This is a genomic window from Pseudoxanthomonas sangjuensis, assembly GCF_010211755.1.
GTDB lineage: Bacteria > Pseudomonadota > Gammaproteobacteria > Xanthomonadales > Xanthomonadaceae > Pseudoxanthomonas_A > Pseudoxanthomonas_A sangjuensis.
In genome coordinates this window covers 40,075-61,912 of the sequence record NZ_PDWR01000003.1, presented here as the reverse complement: position 1 = coordinate 61,912, position 21,838 = coordinate 40,075, and the positions used below count along the sequence as shown (strand labels likewise).

General features: G+C 69.3%; 21 protein-coding genes. 14 read left to right on the top strand and 7 right to left on the bottom strand.

From position 1 onward, the window contains the following. Window positions 1-6 precede the first annotated feature (6 nt). Window positions 7-813 carry an inositol monophosphatase family protein gene (locus CSC71_RS02235; protein WP_162372716.1) on the top strand — a complete coding sequence of 269 codons (807 nt, stop codon included), beginning with the start codon at window positions 7-9 and terminating at the stop codon, window positions 811-813. A gap of 28 nt (window positions 814-841) precedes the next feature. Here CSC71_RS02235 and CSC71_RS02230 read toward each other — a convergent pair whose 3' ends face one another. Then, window positions 842-2,860 carry a TonB-dependent receptor plug domain-containing protein gene (locus tag CSC71_RS02230; protein ID WP_162372715.1) on the bottom strand — a complete coding sequence of 673 codons (2,019 nt, stop codon included), beginning with the start codon at window positions 2,858-2,860 and terminating at the stop codon, window positions 842-844. Window positions 2,861-2,967: 107 nt separating this feature from the next. On the opposite strand from CSC71_RS02230, the gene CSC71_RS02225 reads away from it, so the two are divergent. The 5 genes from CSC71_RS02225 (at window position 2,968) to CSC71_RS02205 (ending at window position 7,659) form a co-directional block, all read left to right on the top strand. Next, window positions 2,968-3,318, top strand: coding sequence for a PepSY domain-containing protein (locus CSC71_RS02225; RefSeq protein ID WP_162372819.1), 351 nt, complete (start codon window positions 2,968-2,970; stop codon window positions 3,316-3,318). Then, on the top strand, window positions 3,318-3,980 hold the full coding sequence (locus tag CSC71_RS02220) for a response regulator transcription factor (RefSeq protein WP_211367817.1): 663 nt from the start codon (window positions 3,318-3,320) through the stop codon (window positions 3,978-3,980). The genes CSC71_RS02225 and CSC71_RS02220 overlap by 1 nt, the downstream gene beginning before the upstream one ends. Beyond that, window positions 3,977-5,332 carry a sensor histidine kinase gene (locus tag CSC71_RS02215; RefSeq protein WP_162372714.1) on the top strand — a complete coding sequence of 452 codons (1,356 nt, stop codon included), beginning with the start codon at window positions 3,977-3,979 and terminating at the stop codon, window positions 5,330-5,332. Before CSC71_RS02220 ends, CSC71_RS02215 begins: the two co-directional genes overlap by 4 nt. A gap of 298 nt (window positions 5,333-5,630) precedes the next feature. After that, entirely contained in the window at window positions 5,631-6,992 is a 1,362-nt protein-coding gene (gene rimO / locus CSC71_RS02210) for a 30S ribosomal protein S12 methylthiotransferase RimO (protein WP_162372817.1), read from the top strand. Between the two features lie 124 nt (window positions 6,993-7,116). Next, window positions 7,117-7,659, top strand: a complete 543-nt coding sequence (locus CSC71_RS02205) for a hypothetical protein (protein ID WP_162372713.1) — start codon at window positions 7,117-7,119, stop codon at window positions 7,657-7,659. 93 nt (window positions 7,660-7,752) lie between these two features. Here CSC71_RS02205 and greB read toward each other — a convergent pair whose 3' ends face one another. Genes greB through CSC71_RS02190 form a run of 3 tightly spaced genes read right to left on the bottom strand, consistent with a single transcriptional unit; the run spans window position 7,753 to window position 10,229 of the window. After that, window positions 7,753-8,253, bottom strand: a complete 501-nt coding sequence (greB, locus tag CSC71_RS02200) for a transcription elongation factor GreB (protein WP_162372712.1) — start codon at window positions 8,251-8,253, stop codon at window positions 7,753-7,755. 3 nt (window positions 8,254-8,256) lie between these two features. Next, window positions 8,257-8,718, bottom strand: coding sequence for a hypothetical protein (locus CSC71_RS02195; RefSeq protein WP_162372711.1), 462 nt, complete (start codon window positions 8,716-8,718; stop codon window positions 8,257-8,259). A gap of 5 nt (window positions 8,719-8,723) precedes the next feature. Next, window positions 8,724-10,229 carry a helicase HerA-like domain-containing protein gene (locus tag CSC71_RS02190; RefSeq protein ID WP_162372710.1) on the bottom strand — a complete coding sequence of 502 codons (1,506 nt, stop codon included), beginning with the start codon at window positions 10,227-10,229 and terminating at the stop codon, window positions 8,724-8,726. A 162-nt stretch (window positions 10,230-10,391) separates the two neighbouring features. Here CSC71_RS02190 and CSC71_RS02185 point away from each other — a divergent pair, with 162 nt between their 5' ends. Together CSC71_RS02185 and CSC71_RS02180 are read left to right on the top strand one after the other, a co-directional pair. Then, window positions 10,392-11,966, top strand: coding sequence for a transglycosylase SLT domain-containing protein (locus tag CSC71_RS02185; protein ID WP_162372709.1), 1,575 nt, complete (start codon window positions 10,392-10,394; stop codon window positions 11,964-11,966). Window positions 11,967-11,972: 6 nt separating this feature from the next. Beyond that, the gene (locus CSC71_RS02180; protein ID WP_162372708.1) at window positions 11,973-12,833 is read left to right on the top strand and encodes a hypothetical protein; all 861 of its coding nucleotides are present in this window, start codon (window positions 11,973-11,975) and stop codon (window positions 12,831-12,833) included. A gap of 88 nt (window positions 12,834-12,921) precedes the next feature. Here CSC71_RS02180 and asd read toward each other — a convergent pair whose 3' ends face one another. Continuing rightward, a complete protein-coding gene (gene asd, locus CSC71_RS02175; RefSeq protein WP_162372707.1) occupies window positions 12,922-13,764 on the bottom strand; it encodes an archaetidylserine decarboxylase in 843 nt (280 codons plus the stop codon). Then, a complete protein-coding gene (locus CSC71_RS02170) occupies window positions 13,761-14,417 on the bottom strand; it encodes an SCO family protein (RefSeq protein ID WP_162372706.1) in 657 nt (218 codons plus the stop codon). The genes asd and CSC71_RS02170 overlap by 4 nt, the downstream gene beginning before the upstream one ends. Before the next feature lie 93 nt (window positions 14,418-14,510). On the opposite strand from CSC71_RS02170, the gene prmB reads away from it, so the two are divergent. From prmB to truA, 6 genes are all read left to right on the top strand, one after another. Then, a complete protein-coding gene (gene prmB, locus CSC71_RS02165; protein ID WP_162372705.1) occupies window positions 14,511-15,440 on the top strand; it encodes a 50S ribosomal protein L3 N(5)-glutamine methyltransferase in 930 nt (309 codons plus the stop codon). Further along, window positions 15,437-16,531, top strand: coding sequence for a chorismate synthase (gene aroC, locus CSC71_RS02160; RefSeq protein WP_162372704.1), 1,095 nt, complete (start codon window positions 15,437-15,439; stop codon window positions 16,529-16,531). The genes prmB and aroC overlap by 4 nt, the downstream gene beginning before the upstream one ends. Then, window positions 16,528-17,520 (top strand): 2-hydroxyacid dehydrogenase, encoded by a 993-nt coding sequence (locus CSC71_RS02155; protein WP_162372703.1) that lies wholly within the window; start codon window positions 16,528-16,530, stop codon window positions 17,518-17,520. The genes aroC and CSC71_RS02155 overlap by 4 nt, the downstream gene beginning before the upstream one ends. A 188-nt stretch (window positions 17,521-17,708) precedes the next feature. Further along, entirely contained in the window at window positions 17,709-18,731 is a 1,023-nt protein-coding gene (locus tag CSC71_RS02150) for an aspartate-semialdehyde dehydrogenase (RefSeq protein ID WP_162372702.1), read from the top strand. A 125-nt stretch (window positions 18,732-18,856) separates the two neighbouring features. Beyond that, window positions 18,857-20,569 (top strand): FimV/HubP family polar landmark protein, encoded by a 1,713-nt coding sequence (locus CSC71_RS02145; protein WP_246191928.1) that lies wholly within the window; start codon window positions 18,857-18,859, stop codon window positions 20,567-20,569. A 4-nt stretch (window positions 20,570-20,573) separates the two neighbouring features. Beyond that, window positions 20,574-21,383: a tRNA pseudouridine(38-40) synthase TruA gene (truA, locus tag CSC71_RS02140; protein ID WP_162372701.1), complete on the top strand. Its 810-nt coding sequence runs from the start codon at window positions 20,574-20,576 to the stop codon at window positions 21,381-21,383. Window positions 21,384-21,432: 49 nt separating this feature from the next. Here the strand turns inward: truA and CSC71_RS02135 are convergent, their stop codons facing one another. Next, window positions 21,433-21,792 carry a DUF4242 domain-containing protein gene (locus tag CSC71_RS02135; RefSeq protein ID WP_162372700.1) on the bottom strand — a complete coding sequence of 120 codons (360 nt, stop codon included), beginning with the start codon at window positions 21,790-21,792 and terminating at the stop codon, window positions 21,433-21,435. Between the last annotated feature and the right edge of the window lie 46 nt (window positions 21,793-21,838).

Sequence of the window (21,838 nt, the reverse complement as noted above, 5' to 3'; positions counted from 1 at the left end):
GCGGGCATGGGAATCGACGCCTCCGCCGAACTGTTGGCGATGATCGAAGCCGCGCAAGTGGCCGGTGCCGGCCTGCGCCGGCGTTTCGAAAACCTGTCCGACCTCGGCGTGCGCAGCAAGAGCGGGCCCGCCGACCTGGTCTCGATCGCCGACGAGGAGGCGGAGAAGACCGCGCGCACGCTGCTCGGGTCCGCGCGCCCCGGCTACGGCTTCCTCGGCGAGGAGGGCGGCTCCGTGGCCGGCGACGGTTCGCATACGTGGATCGTCGACCCGCTCGATGGCACGACGAACTTCCTGTTCGGCAATCCGCTATGGGGCTTCAACGCGGCGCTCGCGCGCGATGGCGTGGTCGTCGCCGGCGTCACCTACCTGCCGATGATCGACGAGTTCTATGTCGCCGAGGAAGGCAAGGGCGCGTGGCTCAATGGCAAGCGTATCCGCGTGTCGAACCGCAGCACGCTGATCGAGGCGGTGCTGGCATGCGGCATCCCGTTCGCCGGAAAACCCGAGCAGGCGCTGTTCGCGCGCGAGATGGCGCTGCTGACCCCGAGCGTCGCCGGCATCCGCCGCACCGGGGCGTGCGCGGTGGACATGGCGTGGGTCGCGGCAGGCCGCTGGGACGCCTACTGGGAACGTGCGGTCAACGCCTGGGACATGGCGCCGGGCGTGATCCTGGTGAAGGAAGCCGGCGGCGTCGCCACCTCGGCGACCGGCGGCGAGCTCGACCTGCACGGCCACAACGTGCTGGTCAGCAACGGCGCCGTGCAGCAGGCGCTGCTCGAGCTGTTGAACCTGGCGCGCGCCGCGGGGTGAGGTCCGCGGCTTCGGCGCGGCGTCCCGCTCAATCGCCGAATTCGCGGCGGAAAGTCAGCTCGAAGGTGCCGGGCGTCCTGCGTCGGCGCGCCTCGCGCTCGTCCAGCGGGACCTGCGAGCGCGGGCCGTCGTACTTGTCGCGGTCGTCGCGGAACCCGCGGCCGAACAGGTCGACGGCTTCGGCGCGCACGCGCCAGCGCGCGCCGAACCGGCGTTCGGCGTACAGCGTCCAGCCCACGCCTTCCGACTTGCGCTCGATTTCGTCGAAGCGGTACTGGGTTTCGCGTTCCGCGATGTGCTCGACCAGCACGCCCCAGGTGGCGCGCCATGCCGGCAGGTCCTGGCTCAGTTCGATTTCGCCGTCCACCGGCTTTTCCTCGCCGATCCGCCGGCGTTCGCCGGTGACCGGATCGGTCACCGCGCTGTCGGTGCCGAGCAGCGTCGCGCGGATGCGACCGCCATGGAAACCGATGCCGTCCAGCGGCGCGGCCAGGTCCAGCTGCAGCGTGTCGCGACGGCCATCGCCGATGTTGCCGGGCGCGTCGAACGCGTCGTCGCCGTTCGCCACCAGAACGCGGTCGATCGCGTCCTCGATGCGCTCGTGGGTCCAGGTCAGGGTGAATGCGGCGTCGGCGCCGAAATGGTGCTCCCACGACGCCGCCAGGCGCCAGGTCTTGTCCGGCACCAGTTCGGCGTTGCCGGCGGAAACCGTGCCGGCGTCGAGTTCGGCCGAGGCGACGAAATCGCCGAAATCGAGCTGGCCGACCTCGCGCGACAGCGACAGGCGCAGGCGGTCGCGCTCGCCCGCGTCCCAGCGCAGCGCCGCGCGCGGCTTCGGGTAGGAAAAGCGGCGTTGCAGCGGGCTGTCGCCGCCGTGCGCGATCGACGAGCGCTCGAAGCGCATCGCCGCTTCCAGTTGCAGCGCGCCGGTGGCCTGCCACGCGAAGCCGGCCGTGCCTTCGTAGCGCGTTTCGGCGACGTCGACGTCGGAGCCCGGCAACGCCACCGGCACGCCGCCTTCGAGCAGCCGCGCATCGCTGCCGAGGGTGTTGCGCGCGGCTTCCAGCGACGCCGACAGCGTCAGCCGCCGGCTGCGTTCGTGGCTCAGTTCGAGCCGGCCGATGCTTTCACGGGTGTCGGTGTCTTCCTCGAATAACGTGTCGGTACCGTCTTCGCGCGAGCGTTCGTGGTCGTCGATGCGGCCATCGCGGCGCGTGGCCAGCGCCTCCAGCACGGTCTTCGCGCCGAGCCGGCGCGACCAGCGCGCCCCGAACTCGGTTTCGCGGCCGGTGTTGCGCTCGTCGATGCGCTCTCCCGCTTCGCCGTCGGTGCGGCGCCAGGTATCGACGGATTCGCGTTCGTCGCGGTACGCGCCGGTCAGGGTCAGCTGTCCGCCCGCCAGCGGCTGCTTCCAGCTGGCGCTGGCTTCGCCGTTCTTCTGCACCACGCGGGTGTCCAGGCGCTCGTCGCCGCGCGCGGCCCCGTCCGGCGCGAACGCGCGGATGCGGCCGCGGCCGCTGTCGTCGTCGAGTTCCGGCTCGTATTGCAGTGCGAAGTCGAGTGCGTGGTCCTGCCAGCGGCGCGCGTATTCGACGCCGGCCTGCGGAGCCAGCCAGCCGTCCGTCGATGCGGCTGCACCGGCCTCGATCGCGCCTTCGCCGCTCGCCTCGTGCACGCGCACCACGTTCGCCAGCACCGCATGGCCGGCCATGTCGATGCCGCCGGCGCCGCTGCGGACCAGTTCGATGCGCTCGACCGACGCGGCGGGGATGCGCTTGAGCAGATCGGAGATGTCCTCGCGCTTGCTCGACGGGCGCGTGCCGTCGATCAGCACGTTGCCCCGGGCCGCCCCGTAGCCGCGCACTTCGTCGTCGGCCTCGACGATGGCGAAGCCTGGCACGCGCTGCAGCATTTCCCAGGCGTTGCCGGCGAGGGTGCCGGCGAAGTATTCGCGCGGAAAGACGTCGCCGTCCGCCCGTGCTGCGGCGGCCGGGGCGTGCAGTGCCGTCGCGAGCAGCGCGGCGAGCGATGTGGCGTGAAGACGCATCGGTTCGGTATCCCCTTGGCAATGCGACAGGCTAGACTGGCTTCGCTGACGCCACGGCAAGGGAAACCGTCAGGCAAATGTCAGCAACGCCGCCGCATGCTTGCCCCATGAACATTCCGACCAGCTTCCGCCGAATCTCCCGCCGTATCGCCGTCGTGCTGGCCGTCGCCATCGCCGCCGGCCCGTTCTTCGCGGTTTCCGCGGCATCCGCCGACAAGCGCGGCCAGGACCATATCGACGCGCGGGAACTGCTGCGCCGCGGCGAGATCCTGCCGTTGAGCCGGATCCTGCAGATCGTGCAGGAGAAGGCGCCCGGCGACGTCATCGAGGTCGAACTCGACCACAGCGACAAGCACGGCTGGGAGTACGAGGTGAAAGTGCTCGCCGCCAATGGCCGCGTACTCGAGGTCAAGCTCGACGCCCGCACGGGCACGATCCGCAAGATCGAGGACGACTGATGCGTTGCCTTGTCGTCGAGGACGATCCCGACATCCAGGCCGACCTGAAGCGTGCGCTCGACGCCGCGGGATTCTCGGTCGGCGTTGCCGGCGACGGCCAGGACGCCTGGTACCTCGGCGACGTCGAGGATTTCGACGCGGTCGTGCTCGACCTCGGCCTGCCGAAGCTCGACGGCCTGTCCGTACTGCGCCGCTGGCGTTCCGCGGGCCGCGCTTTCCCGGTGCTCATCCTGTCCGCGCGCGGCGACTGGACCGAGAAGGTGGAAGGCATCGAGGCCGGCGCCGACGACTACCTGGGCAAGCCGTTCCAGATGGGCGAACTGGTCGCGCGCGTGCGCGGACTGGTGCGGCGCGGCGCGGGCCGCACCAGCAACATCGTCGCCATCGGCAAGCTCCGGCTCGATACCGCGCGCATGAGCGCCACCTTCGATGGCGCGCCGGCGCACCTGTCGCCGCTGGAATTCCGTCTGCTCGACTGCCTGGCCCACCAGCCGGGGCGGGCGATCCCCGCCGGCGAAATCGCCGAGCGCCTCTATGGGGTCGCGGATTCCGGCGACACCAACGCGATCGAGGCGATCGTCGCGCGGTTGCGGCGCAAGTTCGGGGCGGACCTCATCAGCACGCGGCGCGGCTTCGGCTACCTGCTGGGGCCGGGAAAATGACCGCAACGCTCGCTCGTTCGCTGCACTGGCGCTTGCTGGCCGGCGCGGCGGCGGCGATCCTGCTGGCGTTGTGCGCGGCGTGGCTGTTCATGACCCTGCTGTTCGAACGCCACATCGAGCGGCGGCTGCAGGACGAACTCGCACGCGACGGGCGCCGCCTGGTCGCGGCGCTCTCGCTCGATGCGGACGGCGCGCCGTCGGTGGACCCGGTCCCGATGGATCCGCGCCTGCTGACGCCGGCCGGGGGCTATTACTGGCAGGTTTCCAGCGACGCCGGCGCCGCGCGTTCGCGCTCGCTGTGGGACGGGGACCTGTCGCAACCGCCCGCTCCGCCCACCGGCGATGACTGGCGCATGCGTCGTTCGGAGGGACCGTTCGGCGAAGAGGTCTCGTTGCTCGAACGCGCGGTCGTCCCGGATGCCGACGGGCCACAGGTGCTGGTCCAGCTCGCCCAGGACCGCGCGCCGCTGGCCGCCGCGCGCCGCGAATTCGGCCGCGAACTGGCCCTGTTCTTGCTCGCGCTGTGGCTGGTGCTGTCGCTGGCAGCATGGTTGCAGGTGCGGCTCGGCCTGCGTCCGCTCGGGCACATCCGCGGCGACCTTGCCGCATTGCGTGCCAGTGCCAGCGCGCGGTTGCCGGAGGCGCGCTTGCGCGAGATCCAGCCGCTGACCGATGCGATCAACGCGCTCGCGGACGCGCGCGAGCGCGACCTCGAACTCGCGCGCCACCGTGCCGCCGACCTGGCCCACGGGCTGAAGACGCCCTTGTCGGCCATCGCCGCGCAAAGCAGGCGCGCGCGCGAAAGCGGCGCGGAACAGGCGGCCGACGGCATCGACCGCGGCATCGCCGCGATCCGGCGCACCATCGATGCCGAGCTGGCGCGCGCCCGGGCGGCGTCCCTGCGTGGCGCACCGGGCGGCGACGCCGACCTGCGCACGGTCGCCGAACGGCTGGTGACGGTGATCGAGCACACCGACAAGGGCGGCGAACTGGCCTTCGCCATCGACATCCCGGCCGGGCTGCGGCTGGCGGTACCCGCGGATGTCCTTTCCGAGATCCTGGGCGCGGTGCTCGAGAACGCAGCGCGCCATGCCCGGCGGCAGGTGCGCATCGCCGCCGCGCCGGTCGCGGAAGGGACGGTGCTGACGATCGAGGACGACGGCCCCGGTTTCACGCCAGGCAGCCTCGAGACGATGCTCGCGCGTGGCGGCCGGCTCGACGAATCGGGGCCGGGCAGCGGGCTGGGGCTGTCGATAGCGCGGGAACTGGCCGAAGCGGGCGGTGGTCGCCTGGCGTTGTCGTCCTCGTCGCTCGGCGGTGCGCTGGTCAGGATCGATTGGCGCGCGGCATAGGTGCGTGTCGCGATCGCATCCCGCGGGCGCATCGCGTCGATGCCCACGGACAGACGCGTCAGCCGTTGACGCGGGACGAAACGCACACCGGTTGGATTCCGGGCAATGCGACGGGTGGCTTGTGGCCGATTCTCGATGGAATCAACCCGTGTCTTGGGCACGCCCAAACGTACAAATCCGATTTCCCCCAGTAGAATCAACAAGATGAAATCCTGTTGCCTGGTGTTGCCTGCTTCGGCAAGCCGTCGGCGTTCTGATGGCGGTTCTTGCCTGGAAAGTTCTTATGAAACAGATGGATATGGGAAATAACCAATCGAAGATCGGGTTTGTTTCCCTGGGTTGCCCCAAGGCGCTGGTCGATTCCGAGCGCATCCTCACCCAGTTGCGGGTCGAGGGCTACGCGATCTCGCCCAGCTACGACGACGCCGACGTGGTCGTGGTCAATACCTGCGGCTTCATCGATTCGGCGGTGGAAGAGTCGCTCGATGCGATCGGCGAGGCGATGGCCGAGAACGGCAAGGTCATCGTCACCGGCTGCCTTGGCAAGCGCAGCGAGCTGATCCGCGAACAATTCCCCGACGTGCTGTCGATCAGCGGGCCGCAGGACTACGCCAGCGTGATGGACGCCGTGCATCGGGCGCTGCCGCCCAGGCACGATCCGTTCGTCGACGTGGTGCCGGACTACGGCATCAAGCTGACGCCGAAGCACTACGCCTACCTGAAGATTTCCGAGGGCTGCAACCACCGCTGCAGCTTCTGCATCATCCCGTCGATGCGCGGCGACCTGGTTTCGCGCCCGGTCGACGAAGTGCTGCGCGAAGCCGAGAAGCTGGCGATCGGCGGCGTGCGCGAATTGCTGGTGGTGTCGCAGGACACCAGCGCCTATGGCGTCGACCTGAGGTACGCGAAGAAGCCGTGGCGCGGCAACGAGTACGAGACCCGGATGAAGGCGCTGTGCGAAGGCCTGTCGCAGCTCGGCATCTGGACGCGCCTGCACTACGTGTATCCGTACCCGCACGTCGACGACACCATCCCGCTGATGGCGGAAGGCAAGCTGCTGCCGTATCTCGACATCCCGTTCCAGCACGCCAGCCCGCGCGTGCTGAAGCTGATGAAGCGGCCCGGCGCGATCGACAGGACCCGCGAGCGCATTGCGCGCTGGCGCGAGATCTGCCCGGACATCGCCATCCGCAGCACCTTCATCGTCGGTTTCCCCGGCGAAACCGCGGCCGAGTTCGAGGAATTGCTCGACTTCCTGCGCGAGGTGCGGCTGGACCGTGTCGGCGCCTTCGCCTATTCGCCGGTGGATGGCGCGTCGGCGAACGCGCTGCCGGATCCGGTACCGGAAGAAGTGAAGCAGGAGCGCCTCGCGCGCTTCATGGAAGTGCAGGCGGAAATCAGCGCGGAGAAGCTCGAAGCGAAGATCGGCAGCGTGCAGCGCTGCCTCGTCGACCTGATCGAGGACGGCATCGCGGTGGCGCGCTCGAAGGCCGACGCGCCGGAGATCGACGGGCTGGTGCACATCCAGAACGGCGGCGAGCTGGGGTTGAAGCCGGGCGACTTCGTCGACGTGGAGATCACCGACAGCGACGAGCACGACCTGTTCGGCGATGCGCTGGCGAAAAAGCCCGCGCCCTCGTTGAACGTGATCAGGGCCTGATCACCGTCGTCCGCGGCCGGCTTTCAACGGCGAATTAACAACCGTTGTGCGTTAATTTTCTTCAGCGTGACGCAAAGGCCGTCGCGTTTGGCGACCGGCCATCCTCGTTGCGCGGGGAGGGTTCATGTCCAGGTTCTCGGAACGCATCCACCACTGGCATCTCCAGGACATGCACTGGGCTGTCCCGGGATCGCACATTTCGGCCAGGGCGGTGTTGTGGGCCGGGCTGGCGTCCGGCTTCGTGTTCCTGGCCCTGATGGGGATCATGATGCCGCTGTTCCTGGGCACCAGCCCGTGGGCGGCGCCGCGGATGATCGCCGCCATCACCCAGGGGTCGGGCGCGCTGAGCCCGATCGATGCCTTCGACCTCGGCGCCGTGCTTGCCTCGCTGGTGGTCCACTTCACGCTGTCGATGGTGTATGCCCTCGTGTTCGCCTTCATCGGCAAGGGCCATTCGATGGCCGCCGATGCGCTGGCCGGCGTGGCGTTCGGTCTGGCGGTGTACGTGGTGAACTTCTACCTGTTCACGGCGTTGTTCCCGTGGTTCGCGCAGATGCGCAACTGGGTGGCGGTGGTCTCCCACGTGGCGTATGGCGGCGTGCTGGGCGTGACGTACGCGGCATACGCCAGCGGCCGGCTCGGGCATCATCCGGCGATGCAGGATTGACGCTGCGGGGCGGGCAGGGCCCCGGCGCCGCCTGCCGCCGGGCGATTGCGGGAAGTGTGCCGGGGGTTCTCCCGCGAAGGGAAGCCGCGCGCCTTATGGATAGCGGATGCCGACGATCGCGAAGCTGGCGATGCCGCCGGGCAGGCTGGCCTCAAATTCGTCGTCCAGCCGCTTCTTCAGCATCGCCCGCGCCAGCGGCGAATCGATGCTGATCCAGCCGCGCGCGGCGTCGGTTTCGTCCGGTCCGACGATGCGGTAGCCGAGCAGTTCGCCGCTGGAAACGTTCTCCAGTTCGACGAAGGCGCCGAAGAACACCGCCCCGGGATCGGCCGGCGCGCCGGCGACCACGCGCAGCACCTCCAGGCGCTTGCTCAGGTAGCGCACGCGGCGGTCGATCTCGCCGAGCTGCTTCTTGCGGTAGGTGTATTCGGCGTTCTCCGAGCGGTCGCCCTCGGCGGCGGCGGCGGCGAGCGCCTTGACCACTTCCGGCCGGCGCACGCGCCACAGTTCGTCGAGCTCGGCCTTCAGCCGCGCATGGCCTTCCGGCGTGATCAGCGCGGTGCTCTTCTCCGCGGGCGGCCGCCAGCGTCCCACGGCCTACTTGATGCGGACGAATTCGCGGCCGTCGACGCCCTTCAGCGTGTCGGCGGAAACCACTTCGAAGCGGGCGTCCTCGGTCTCCTTGCCGTTCGGGTCGAGCAGCAGGGCGCTGCCGCCCGCGGCCGACCAGTGGCCGTCGCCGCTGATCTCGCTGCCGGCCACGTGCAGGGTCTGCACGTAGTCGCCGTCGGCGCGCAGTTCCAGTATCGATTCGCCGTCGGTGAATTTCCCGGCCAGCGACTTGTTGTCCAGCTTGTCGCCGGACGCCGCGGTGATTTCGACCGCGGGCGCGTTGTCGACCACGGAAACGGCATCGGTGCCGGCGGGCGGCGGGTTCGCGGCCCGGTCTTCGACGAGGGGCCGGGGTTCGTTCGCCGCCGGCGCGGCGGCCGGCTGTTGCGGCTTGCACGCGGCGACGGCGAGGACGGCGGGCAGGGCGAGCAGGATGCGCTTGTCCATGGCGATCACCGCTTGCCGCCGAAGATGCTGCCCAGGAGTCCGCGCACGATCTGGTTGCCCAGCTTGGCGCCGATGGTGCGGGTGGTCTGCTTGGCCATGGTTTCGAGCATGCCCTGGCGGCGCCGGGTGCCGAACACGGCGTCCTTCACCGCCTGGCCGAAGCCGCCTTCGTCGGCATCGTCCTGCTCGCGGCTGCGCGCGGGGGGCGCCTTGGCGTTGACGGTTGCCGCCTCGGCCTTCTTCGCCAGCATTTCGGCGGCCGACTCGCGGTCGACGGCCTGGTCGTATTTGGCGCCGACCGGGCTGCCGGCGCGCACCTGCGCGCGTTCGGCTTCGGTGGCCGCGCCCATCCGGCAACGCGGCGGCGAAATCAGGGTTTGCTGCACCGGCGAGGGCACGCCCTTGTCCTGCAGCGTCGAGACCAGCGCTTCGCCGGTGCCGAGCTTGGAGATGGCCTGGGCCACGTCCAGCTTCGGGTTCGGCACGAAGGTCTCTGCCGCGGTCTTCACCGCCTTCTGGTCGCGCGGGGTGAACGCGCGCAGCGCGTGCTGCACGCGGTTGCCGAGCTGGCCGAGGATGTTGTCCGGCACGTCGTCGGGGAACTGCGAGCAGAAGTACACGCCCACGCCCTTGGAGCGGATCAGGCGCACCACCTGCTCGATGCGCTGCTGCAGCGCCGGCGGCGCGTCGTCGAACAGCAGGTGCGCTTCGTCGAAGAAGAACACCAGCTTCGGCTTGTCGAGGTCGCCGACTTCCGGCAGGTTCTCGAACAGTTCCGACAACAGCCACAGCAGGAAACTCGAATACAGGCGCGGCTTCAGGATCAGCTGGTCGGCGGCGAGGATCGAGATCACGCCGCGGCCGTCGGTATTGGTGCGCATCAGGTCGGCCAGCTCCAGCGCCGGCTCGCCGAAGAACATCTCGCCGCCTTCCTGTTCCAGGCGCAGCAGGGCGCGCTGGATCGCGCCGACCGACTGCGTGCTGACCAGGCCGTAGCTGGTCGAGATGTCCTTGCGCTCGTTGGCGACCAGGCCGAGCAGGGCGCGCAGGTCCTCCAGGTCCAGCAGCAGCAGGCCGCGGTCGTCGGCCAGCTTGAACACGATGTCGAGCACGCCGCTCTGGGTGTCGTTGAGTTCGAGGATGCGCGACAGCAGGGTCGGGCCCATCTCGCTGACCGTGGTCCGCACCGGGTGGCCGAGCTTGCCGTACAGGTCCCAGAAGATCACCGGGCTGCCTTCGTTGACGTAGCCCTGCACGCCGATCTCGGCGAGCCGCGCCTGCAGCTTGTCGTTGGTGGCGCCGGGCACCGCCAGGCCGGACACGTCGCCCTTCACGTCGGCCATGAACACCGGTACGCCGATCCGCGAGAAACCCTCGGCCAGGGTCATCAGGGTCACGGTCTTGCCGGTGCCGGTGGCGCCGGCGGTCAAACCGTGACGGTTGCCGAATTTCGGCAGCAGGGTGACGGCGATGTCGTCGGTGATGCCTTTGCCGAGCAGGATGGGGTCCATGGGCTTCCTTTTCCGGATGGGTTCGCTTCGCCGCGATTCTAGCCGCTGAACCCGGGCCGCGCTGAACGGTCGTACACGGGCCGCCGTGCCGACGCCGGCGACGCTTGCGGTGCCCGCGCCGTCGCAGCTAACCTCCCCCCACTATCACATTCGCAGCTCCTGATGTCCGCTTTCCCCAAGTTCTTCCGCCGCACGGCGCTGGCCGGCCTGCTGTTTTCCTTCCTCGCCCCCGCCGCGCTGGCCGCTTCCGCCAGGGAGCAGGCCGCCATCGAGGCCATCCACAAACGCATGGCCGCCGCCACGGTGCGCTACCAGAACGCGCAGCAGCTCAGTGCCGAGGGCGACCCGGCCGGCGACGAGGAAAGCGATGCGGCGCTGGCGGAAATGGAGGCGGTGCTCGACGCCTGCGCGCTGCAGCGCGGCTGCGAGGTGTCGCCGTTGCTGGCCGCCTACAAAAGCGCCCTGATGGCACGGATCGGCACCGAGGACGGCCTCGAGGACGAAAACGACCTGGACGAGGACGAGCCGCTGGCCAGCGACGACCACGCGCTGCTGCCGAACATGCCCGAAAGCGAGCGCATGGCGCGGCTGCTCAACGACCAGCGCCACGACTTCGACAAGATGGTGCGGTTCAATCCGGCGATCGAGGCCGGCATCCGCCGCTGGCTGACCGACATGCGCCCGCAGCTGATCGACAGCTACGAGAACTACCGCAACATGCGCGCCGAGATCTACCCGCAGTGGGAGCGCGACGGCCTGCCCGAACCGCTGCTGTTCGGCATCCTGGCCAAGGAATCCAACGGCAAGGTGCACGTGACCTCGCGCGCCGGCGCCGCCGGGCCGCTGCAGTTCATGCCGGCCACCGGCCTCCGCTTCGGCCTGGGCCCGGACGGCACCGGTTTCGATACCCGCTACGATCCGCGCAGCGCCGGTTACGCCAGCGCCGACTACCTCAAGGAACGCATGGCCGAACTCGGCGGCAGCATCGAGCTGGCGCTGGCCGCGTACAACGGCGGCGAAGGCCGCGCGCTGCGCGTCTACCAGCAGCATCCGGGCCGCAGCTTCTGGGACGACGAGGTCTACTACCAGTTCCCGGCCGAAACCCGCGACTACGTGCCGATGGTGATCGCGGCGGGCTGGCTGTTCCTGCACCCCAGGCAGTACGGGCTGAAGTTCCCGCGGGTGAACCCGAAGCCGGCCCTGCTGCAGCTGGCGCGCGCCAGCAGCCTCAACGAACTGACCATGTGCCTGGGCAACGGCGGCACCCGCGATGGCTTCCTGCGCACGCTGCGCAACCTCAATCCGCGCTACCAGCCCGACAGCCTCATTCCCTACGGCACCGACCTGAGGGCGAACACGCGCATCGTCCGCCTGTACCGGCGCTATTGCGACAAGGGCCCGCGCGCGGAACTGGCGCGCATGCTGAACAACGCCAACGTCGGCGCGGCGATCGTGCGCACCGGCAATCCCCTGCCGACCGGCACCGTGGCGGTCGGCGACGTCACTTCGCTGCCAGGCGCCGCGACGGCGGAGCGCGCCGGCGGTCCGGCGTCGAAAAAGAATCCGAAGCCGGCGCCGGTCAAGCGCTACAAGGTCAAGAAGGGCGATACGCTGGGCCGCATCGCCAACAAATACGACTGCAGCCTGAAACAGCTGGCCAGGGCGAACGGCCTGCGCGCGCCGAGCTATGTGGTGAAGCCGGGGCAGTCGTTGAAGCTGGAAGGGTGCGGGAAGTAACTGCGGATGCGCCAACTGTCGTTCCGGCAGTATCGGAAATTACTGCAGGCCGACGTCCGCGAAGTGGATGCCGGGATGGCGAATTTCGATTGGTGCAAATACGTGCGTGAGATTCCTGCGAAGGATTTTCGCGGCCACGTGCACTCCGGGAGCCTGGCCTTCGTTTTGCAGAATGACCAGATCGGCTGCCAGCATTTTCTGATCGCGACGAACAGCGAGAAGGCGTTCATGGCGGTAGTTGCCGATGCCGCTGCGTGCTCGGCAATCGGCCACTTCCCGATCGAGTTCAATCCGGGCATTGAACTGGTGTGTGAAAGCGATCGGGAACAAGCACCTGAGGAATGCAATCGGTTCACCCTCATTGAAGCGCTGAGCTGGGTTGCAGAAGGCGCAAACGATGTGGTGCTGGATCCTTCCGGCGTGCAGAAGGCCGCGTTGAAGTTTGCCCTGGCGGTTTTATCCTGGCCGCTGTCGATGGTGCTGCTTGGTCTGACCCACTTCGATCTAATCGCACTCTGGTCGATATTCGGTGCGCCGGCTTTCAGCATCCTTTACTGGATCGACTTGGGCGCGCAGATTCGCCTGCATGGCCGCCGCGCGGGTTGGATCAAGGCGCTGCGCGTGTTCGGCTGGCTGTTCGGCTATTCGATCTGGGCATTGATGGCGCTGGCGATTTGCGCGCCGATGTGGGATGAATATTCCGCAGGCAAGCGGGATTTGCTGCCGGTATTTGGCTTGACCTTCGTAATGGTGTCCTTGCCCGTATTCGCTTTCGTATGGATTTTCCTCAATTGGTTCTTCGTGCCAGCCTTTCTGAATCGCGCGTTGCAGTGGGCGTGGGGCAAGCTGTTCGGGCAGCGCGTATAGGCCGCCTCCGGCTGTTGTAGGTTGGCCCTATGCAGCCGATGCGCCATGTCTTCGGAGTCTGTATGCGTCGGGGGCGTAACCCCCGACACTACAACAGCGCCGCGAGCTTCTGGCCGAGTCGCACCGGCGCTTCCGCCTTCAGTTCATCCGATAGCCTCGCCACGCCCGGCGGCAACAGCACGATCACCGTCGAGCCGTAGTTGAAGCGCGCCATCTCGGCGAAGCGTTCGACCGTAACGCCCTTGCCGCGCCAGTCCTTGCGCGTAATTTCGCTGGCGTATTCCGGAATCTCGACGCCGCTCCACACGGTTTCGACGCCGGAAACCAGCAAGGCACCGACCATCACGCAGGCCATCGGGCCGAAGTCGGTGTCGAAGTGGCAGGCCAGCCGCTCGTTGCGCGCGAACAGCCGCGGCACGTCGCGCACCGCCACCGTGCCGACGCTGAACAGCCGGCCCGGCACGTGCACGGTCTCGCGCAGCGTGCCGGTCCACGGCATGTGCACGCGGTGGTAGTCGCGCGGCGACAGGTACACGGTGGCGAACAGGCCGTCCGCGAACGGCTTCGCCGCTTCCGCGTCGCCGAGCAGTTCGGCGGCGGTGAAAGCGCGACCCTTGGCCTGGAAGATGGTGCCGGCCTCGATTTTCCCGCACTGGCTGACATGGCCGTCGGCTGGCACCAGCAAGGCGCGCGGATCGGCATCGGCCATGCGTGCGCCGGGCCTCAGGGCGCGGGTGAAGAAGGCGTTGAAGCTGGGATAGGCGCGTGGGTCGGGTTCGGCGGCTTCGCCGAGGTTCACGCCGAAGCGGCGCACCACCGCGTCGATCAGCCATTGCTTCAGCCATGGTGTGCGCGAATAGGCCAGCCTGCGCGCCAGCGACGACAGCAGGCGATGCGGCAACACGTACGTCAGCGCGGTGACCGGGCTCATCGCGCGTCGGCCCGGGTCAGTTCGGCCATGTCGGCGGCGATCGCCGCCGGCCGCAGCGGCGGACGGATCAGCCCGGCGAGCCTGCCTTGCGGATCGAGCACGGCGATGCCGGCGCTGTGGTCCATCGTGTAGTCGTTCGGGTTCTCGGCGAAATGCGGCCCGGGTACCTTCATGAACACGAAGCCCAGCGCCTTGGCGAAGTCCTCCAGCGCCGGGCCGTCGGCGGTGGCCGCCAGCGTGTCGGGGTGGAAGCCGTGCGCGTATTCGCCGATGCGTGTGGCGGTGTCGCGTTCCGGATCGACCGACACGAACAGCACGCGCGGACGGGTGCTGTCGGGCAACGCCCGCCATTGCTGCTGCGCCTGCGCCAACTGTTCCAGGGTGATCGGGCACACGTCCGGGCACGAGGTGAAGCCAAGGAAGACCAGGGTCCAGTGCCCGTTCAATTCGCCGGACGTGAGCTGGGTGCCGTCGGACTGGCGCAGCGAGAAGGCGGGCAGGTCGCGTGGCTGCGGGTAGGCCACCACCGTCTGCAATGCCGGCAGCGCCGGCGCGCCGGCCTTGTCGCCGGGAAACAGCTTGCGCCCGGCCAGCAGGCCGAGGACGGCGGCGACGGCGACGAGCAGGAAATAGCCGAACTTGCGCTGGAACATGGGGTAGCCCGGAATGGCAAACCCCAATGATACCGGGCCGCGACGGGCTTACCTCTATAATCCCGGGCCGATATTCAAGGGACGAAGCCCGCCATGACCGCCGAACCGGCCGCCGAGCTGCACACGATCATCGACCTGATCCGCTATGGCGCCAGCCGCTTCAACGCCGCCGGGCTGACCTTCGGCCACAGCCACGACAACGCGCTGGACGAGGCGACCCACATCGTCCTGCACACCCTGCACCTGCCGCCGGACATCGGCCCGGCGTACGGCCAGGCGCGGGTGACCACGGAAGAGAAGGCGGAAGTGCTGGCCCTGTTCAAGCGGCGCATCGAAGAGCGCATTCCCGCCGCCTACCTGACCGGCGAGGCCTGGTTCGCCGGGCTCAGCTTCAAGAGCGACCGCCGCGCGCTGGTGCCGCGTTCGCCGATCGCCGAGCTGATCGAATCCGGCTTCGAGCCGTGGCTGGGCGGACGCCCGGTGCACCGCGCGCTCGACCTGTGCACCGGTTCGGGCTGCATCGCCATCGCGATGGCGCACTACAACCCGGACTGGCACGTCTACGGCATCGACATCAGCGACGATGCGCTGGCGCTGGCCAACGAGAACAAGGAGCGGCTGCACGCCGACAACGTGCATTTCCTCAAGTCGAACCTGTTCGAGGGCGTGCTCGGCACCCACTACGACCTGATCGTCACCAACCCGCCGTACGTGACCAACGCCGAGACCGACGCGCTGCCCAGGGAATATTCGTACGAACCCGAACTGGGCCTGCGCGCCGGCGACGACGGCCTGGACCTGGTGCTGAAGATCCTGCGCGACGCGCCGCTGCACCTGAGCCAGGAAGGCCTGCTGATCTGCGAGGTCGGCGAATCCGAACGCGCGCTGGTCAGGCTGCTGCCGGACGTGGAATTCGTCTGGATCGAGTTCAAGGTCGGGCAGATGGGCGTGTTCGCGGTCGAGTGCTCGGAACTGATCGTGCACCACCCGCGGATTCGCGAACTGGCGGACGCGCGCGCATGAATTCCTTCGGCCGCCTGTTCCGGGTCACCACCTTCGGCGAATCGCACGGGCCGGCGATCGGCTGCGTGATCGACGGATGCCCGCCGGGGCTGGAGATCGCACCGGAAGAATTCCGCCACGACCTGGACCGCCGCGCCACCGGCAAGACCCGCCACACCTCGGCGCGGCACGAGGCCGACGAGGTCGAAATCCTGTCCGGCGTGCATGAAGGGAAAACCACCGGAACGCCGATTGCGCTGCTGATCCGCAACACCGACCAGCGCAGCAAGGACTACGCGAAGATCGCCGGGCAGTTCCGCCCCGGCCACGCCGACTACACCTACTGGCAGAAGTACGGCATCCGCGATCCGCGCGGCGGCGGGCGTTCGTCGGCGCGCGAGACCACGATGCGCGTGGCCGCGGCGGTGATCGCGAAGAAGTGGCTGGCGCAGCGCTTCGGCGTCGTCGTGCGCGGCTGCCTGTCGCAGATCGGCGACATCGCGCCGCGGTCGTTCGACTGGAGCGCGGTCGAAGGCAATCCGTTCTTCTGGCCGTGCGCGGAACAGGTGCCGGAGCTGGAAAACTACATGGACGCCCTGCGCAAGTCCGGCGATTCGGTCGGCGCGCGGGTGAATGTCGTCGCCGACAACGTGCCGCCGGGCTGGGGCGAGCCGATCTACGGCAAGCTCGACGGTGAACTGGCGTCGGCGCTGATGAGCATCAACGCGGTCAAGGGCGTCGAGATCGGCGACGGCTTCGCGGTCGTCGCGCAGAAGGGCACCGAGCACCGCGACCTGATCGCGCCGCAGGGGTTCCTGTCGAACCACGCCGGCGGCATCCTCGGCGGCATTTCCACCGGGCAGCCCGTCGTCGCTTCGATTGCGCTGAAGCCGACTTCCAGCCTGCGCATCCCGGGGCAGAGCGTCGACATCCACGGCGAGCCGGTCGAAGTTGTCACCACCGGCCGGCACGATCCCTGCGTCGGCATCCGCGCCACGCCGATCGCCGAGGCGATGGTGGCGCTGGTGCTGATCGACCAGGCGCTGCGCCATCGCGCCCAGTGCGGCGACGTCGGCGAGGTATCGCCGAGGATCCCCGGCAGCGTCGAATGAGCGGGTCGCGCCCGCGGGTCTGGCTTCCCCGGCCGTTGTTCGGGGACATCAGCGGCCGGCTCGACGAATATTTCGACGTCGTCCGCACGAGCCCGGCGGGCGACGAATACTCGTCGGCGGAGGTCGCCGACCACCTGCGCGGCGCCGACGGCGCCCTGGTGACGCTGGTCGAGCGCATCGGCGCGAACGAGATCGCCAATGCGCCGAACCTCCGCGCCGTCGCCAACGTCGCCGTCGGCTACGACAACCTCGACATCCGGGCGCTCGGCGAACGCGGCATCGTCGCCACCAACACCCCTGACGTGCTGACCGAAACCACCGCCGACCTCGGCTTCGCCCTGCTGATGGCGGCGGCACGGCGCATCACCGAGGCCGAGCGCTGGCTGCGCGCGGGGCAGTGGACCAAGTGGTCGTTCGACACGCTGCTCGGGTGCGACCTGCACGGCAGCACGCTCGGCATCCTCGGCATGGGCCGGATCGGGCAGGGCATCGCCCGCCGCGCCGCCGGTTTCGGCATGCGCACGCTGTACCACAACCGCAACCGCCTGCCGGAAACGGTCGAGGCCGAAGCGAAGGCCCGCTACGTCGGCTTCGACGATCTGCTCGCCCGCGCCGACCACCTCGTCCTCGTGCTGCCGTACTCGCCGCAGACCCACCACGTCATCGACGCCGCCGCGCTGGCGAAGATGAAGCCGACCGCGACGCTGGTGAACATCGCCCGCGGCGGCCTGGTCGACGAGCCGGCGCTGGCCGACGCGCTTGCCGGCGGACGCCTCGCCGCCGCCGGCCTCGACGTCTACGAAGGCGAACCGGCGGTGCGACCGGAACTGTTGGCGTTGCGCAACGTCGTGCTGACCCCGCACATCGGCAGCGCCAGCCTGGCCACGCGCCGGGCGATGGTGGCGCTGGCGGTCGACAACCTGATCGCGGCGCTCGGCTTCGGCCCGGATGCCGGACGCCCGCCGAACGCGATAACGACGCAACGCTGAGTGCCGGTTTCATCGGCAACCGTCGCCGCGGGAAACCTGCGTTTCGGCTATCCTTCGCAGTTCCTGCCGGAGCGCGCTTGGGCGCGACCGCGGACGCCACGCGGCGATGGGATTCCGTCGTCGCCGGGGGTTCCGGTCACGCCCAAGCGCGCTCCTGCGAAAGCACACCCCCACCACCTGTCGAAGAAATGAACGCACCCCGCCGCTTCAAAGTCGCGGTCGTCGGCGCCACCGGCGCCGTCGGCGAAACCATGTTGTCCATCCTGGCCGAGCGCAAGTTCCCGGTTTCGGAACTGGTCGCGCTGGCCAGCGAGAAATCCGCGGGCGGCGAGGTCGACTTCGGCGGCGGGAAAATCGACGTGGAGGACCTGGCGCAATTCGACCCGACCGGCGTCGACATCGCGCTGTTCTCCGCGGGCGGCGGCGTATCGAAGGAATACGCGCCGAAGTTCACCGCCGCCGGCGCGGTGGTGATCGACAATTCCTCGGCGTTCCGCTACGACGACGACGTGCCGCTGGTGGTCAGCGAGGTCAACCCCGAGGCGGCGAAGAACCGCCCGCGCGGCATCATCGCCAATCCCAACTGCTCGACGATGCAGCTGATGCCGGTGCTGAAGCCGATCCACGACCTGTACGGGATCGAGCGCGTCAACGTCGCCACCTACCAGTCGGTATCCGGCGGCGGCCGTTCGGCGCTGGAGGAGCTGGGCAAGCAGACCGCGCAACTGCTCAACTTCCAGTCGATCGACCCGCAGCGCTTCCCGGTGCAGATCGCCTTCAACCTGATCCCGCACATCGACGACTTCCAGCCCAACGGCTACACCAAGGAAGAAATGAAGCTGGTCTGGGAGACGCAGAAGATCCTCGGCGACAAGTCGATCCAGGTGAACCCGACCGCGGTGCGCGTGCCGGTGTTCTACGGCCACTCCGAGGCGGTGAACATCGAGACCAAGAAGAAGATCACCCCGGAACAGGCGCGCGAGTTGCTGGCCAAGGCGCCGGGCGTGGTCGTCGTCGACGACCGCAAGCCGGGCGGCTACCCGACCCCGGTGACCCATGCTTCCGGCACCGATCCGGTCTACGTCGGCCGCATCCGCGAGGACTTCTCGCACCCGCGCGGGCTCAACCTGTGGGTGGTCGCCGACAACATCCGCAAGGGCGCGGCGCTGAACGCGGTGCAGCTGGCCGAGCTGGTCGCCGCAGGCGGCTGAGCCGGTCCGGCGCCGCCCGCGCTTGCGTGGGAAAGCGCGTGGCGTGGGCCCGATTCGTACCCGCACCGCCTAGACTGCGACGCAGGAAGCTGCGCCACACCCTTGTTTCGGCTTATATTTGCCGCATGGCTGAACGGGGATCGCGGATGAAGTCGCGGATGGGACGGGGTTTGCGCATGCCGCTGGGGCGCTGGTTGTCCGGCGCCGCGCTGCTGCTCGCCAGCGGTGCGGCGATGGCGCTGGGCCTGGGCGAAATCCGCGTGAAGTCGCAGCCGGGCCAGCCGCTGGTCGCCGAGATCCCGATCATTTCCAGCGATCCGGCGGAAATGGAGCAGTTGCAGGCGCGGCTGGCGTCGCCGGCCACGTTCGAGCGCGTCGGCCTGCAGCGTCCGACCGGCCTGGTCAGCGAGTTGAACTTCATGATCGGCGTGTCCGACGAGGGCAAGCCGATCATCCGCGTCACCAGCCGGGCGCCGGTGAACCAGGACGTGGTCAGCTTCCTGATCGAAGTCGACTGGGGGCAGGGCCGGCTGGTGCGCGAATACGCCGCGCTGGTCAACGCGCCGGGTACCGTCGCCGCGGTCAGCGAACCGGCGATCGACGCGCCGGCCGCCGTGCCCTCGGACACCATCGTGCGCGAACCGGCACCGGCCTCTGAACCCGCCGCACCGGAAGCGCCGCCGGCCGATGTCGCGCAGGCCGCGCCCGAGCCACGGCCCGAACAGGCACCGCCGCCCGCGCCGCGTCCGTCCGCGCCGGTGGCCGCGGCCGCGCCGATGCGGCCCGGCGACGCGCTGACCGTGCGCCGTGGCCAGACCCTGTCGCAGATCGCACGCGACCTGGGCAGCGGCGCCAGCCTCAACCAGACCATGCTGGCGCTGCTGCGCGCCAACCCCGACGCCTTCATCAACGGCAACATCAACCTGCTCAAGCAGGGTGCGGTGCTGCGCATGCCGCCGTCGGAGGAACTGACCCGGCTCAGCCGCGCCGAGGCCAACGCGCTGGTCAGCCAGCAGGTCGCCGAATGGCGGCAGGCACGGCGCCCGGTGCCGCAACCGGTGGCGGCCGCCCCGGCCGCGGCGACGGCGAATCCGGGCGCTGCGGCGCCGGTCGACGCGGCCCGGCTGGAAATCGCGCCGGCGGTGGCCGACGCGGCGAAACGCACAGGAACCACATCCGGCCTGCAGGCCGGCGGCGAGGGCGACATGCTGGCGAACCAACAGGTGCAGCAGGCGAAGGAAGACCTGGCTTCGCGCGAATCCGAAATCCAGGAGCTGCGCGCCCAGGTGGCCGAGCTGGAGAAGATCAAGCAGCAGCAGGAAAAGCTGATCGCGATGAAGGACAGCGACCTGGCCGCGGCGCAGCAGCGCCTCGGCCAATCGCAGGAAGGCGCCGGCATCCAGCCGCAGTGGCTGTGGGCGGGGCTGGCCCTGCTGGTCGCCGGCCTCGTCGCCGGCTGGCTGCTGCCACGCCGGCGCAAGGAGAAGCCGGCGCCGCCGTCGCGCTTCGACGCGGCCACGCTGGAGGCGGCGGTGCCGCCGGCGTTCGCCGCCGCCGCGCGCAATCCGCAAGCCGCGGAAACCGCGCCCGCCCAGGCCGATGCGCCGGGGCAAGGGGAGCTTCTCGCGTCGGGCCAGCCGACCTGGCACACCGACCCCAGCCTCGCGGTCGCGCCGCTGAATGCCGCGCCCGCCGGCCGCGAGCGGCTGGAGCTGGCCATCGCCTACCTCGACCTTGGCGACAAGGCGACCGCCCGCAGCCTGCTCAACGAAGTCGTCGCCGGCAGCGACGCCGAGGCGCGCGCGCAGGCGACGCGGCTGCTGCGGGAGCTGGGCTGAGCCGATGCGCTACGCGCTGGGCGTCGAATACGACGGCAGCGGCTTCCTCGGCTGGCAGCGCCTGAGCAGGGTCGGTTCGGCGGAAGAAGCCGCCAGCGCCGCCGAAGCGAACACCGTGCAGGAGGCGCTGGAACTGGCGCTTTCGTCGGTCGCCGCCGAGTCCGTCGCGACCATCTGCGCCGGCCGCACCGACGCCGGCGTGCACGCGCAGTGCCAGGTCGTGCATTTCGACACCGGCGCCGTGCGCGACCCGCGCGGCTGGGCGCTGGGTACGACCAGCCGCCTGCCGCCATCGGTGGGCGCGCTGTGGTGCGTGCCAGTGCCGGACGATTTCAGCGCGCGGTTCTCCGCGGTGGCGCGGCGCTACCGCTACCGCATCCTCAACCGCAGCGTGCGGCCTTCGCTGCAGCGGCAGTACCTGGCGTGGGAGCGCGGCCGCCTCGATGCCGGCGCGATGCACCGCGCCGCGCAGGCGCTGCTCGGCGAGAACGACTTCAGCGCGTTCCGCAGCGCCGAATGCCAGGCCACGCACGCGATGCGCGAGCTGCAGTCGATCTCGGTCCGTCGCGATGGCGACGAAGTCGTCGTCGACGTGCAGGCGAATGCGTTCCTGCACCACATGGTGCGGAACATCGTCGGCTCGCTGACCCTGGTGGGGCGCGGCGAACGCCCGGAAGGCTGGATCGCCGAACTCCTGGCCGGCCGCGACCGCAGCGCCGCCGGCCCGACCGCGCCGGCGGGAGGATTGCTGTTCCTCGGCCCGCTGTATCCGGCGAAATGGGGCTTGCCGGCCGAAGTCAGCCTGCCGGCGTAGGGGCGCGTTGCGTCGCGCCCCTACGGCGCCGCAGGCGCGGGCGTCGGGGTCACGGCGTCAAGGTCACCGGCACTTCGGTGACGCTGTCCACGGGGATCTCGTTGGCCTGCGCCGCCTCGCGCACGGCCGCCTCGCTCGGGCCTTCATAGACGCAGTAGGTCTTGGTCTTGTCGGCGTTGGCGTAGGAAACCAGCCATTTCACGCCGAACTTCGCGTTGGTGGCGTTGATCCTGGCCTTGGCCTCGTCGTTGAGGCCATCCAGGGCGCCCGCGGGGAAGGTCCGCTCGATCACGTAGCGGTGCGCGGCCTCCGCCTTCGGTTCTTCTTTCGATTTCCCGTCGCCGGGGGCGGCCAGCGCCAGCGCGGGGACGAGCAGCAGTGCGGCGAACAGGACGGACTTGGTCTTCATGCCTGGGTTCCTCTCAGGGTGGAAGCGGGGGACACAAGGACGCGGG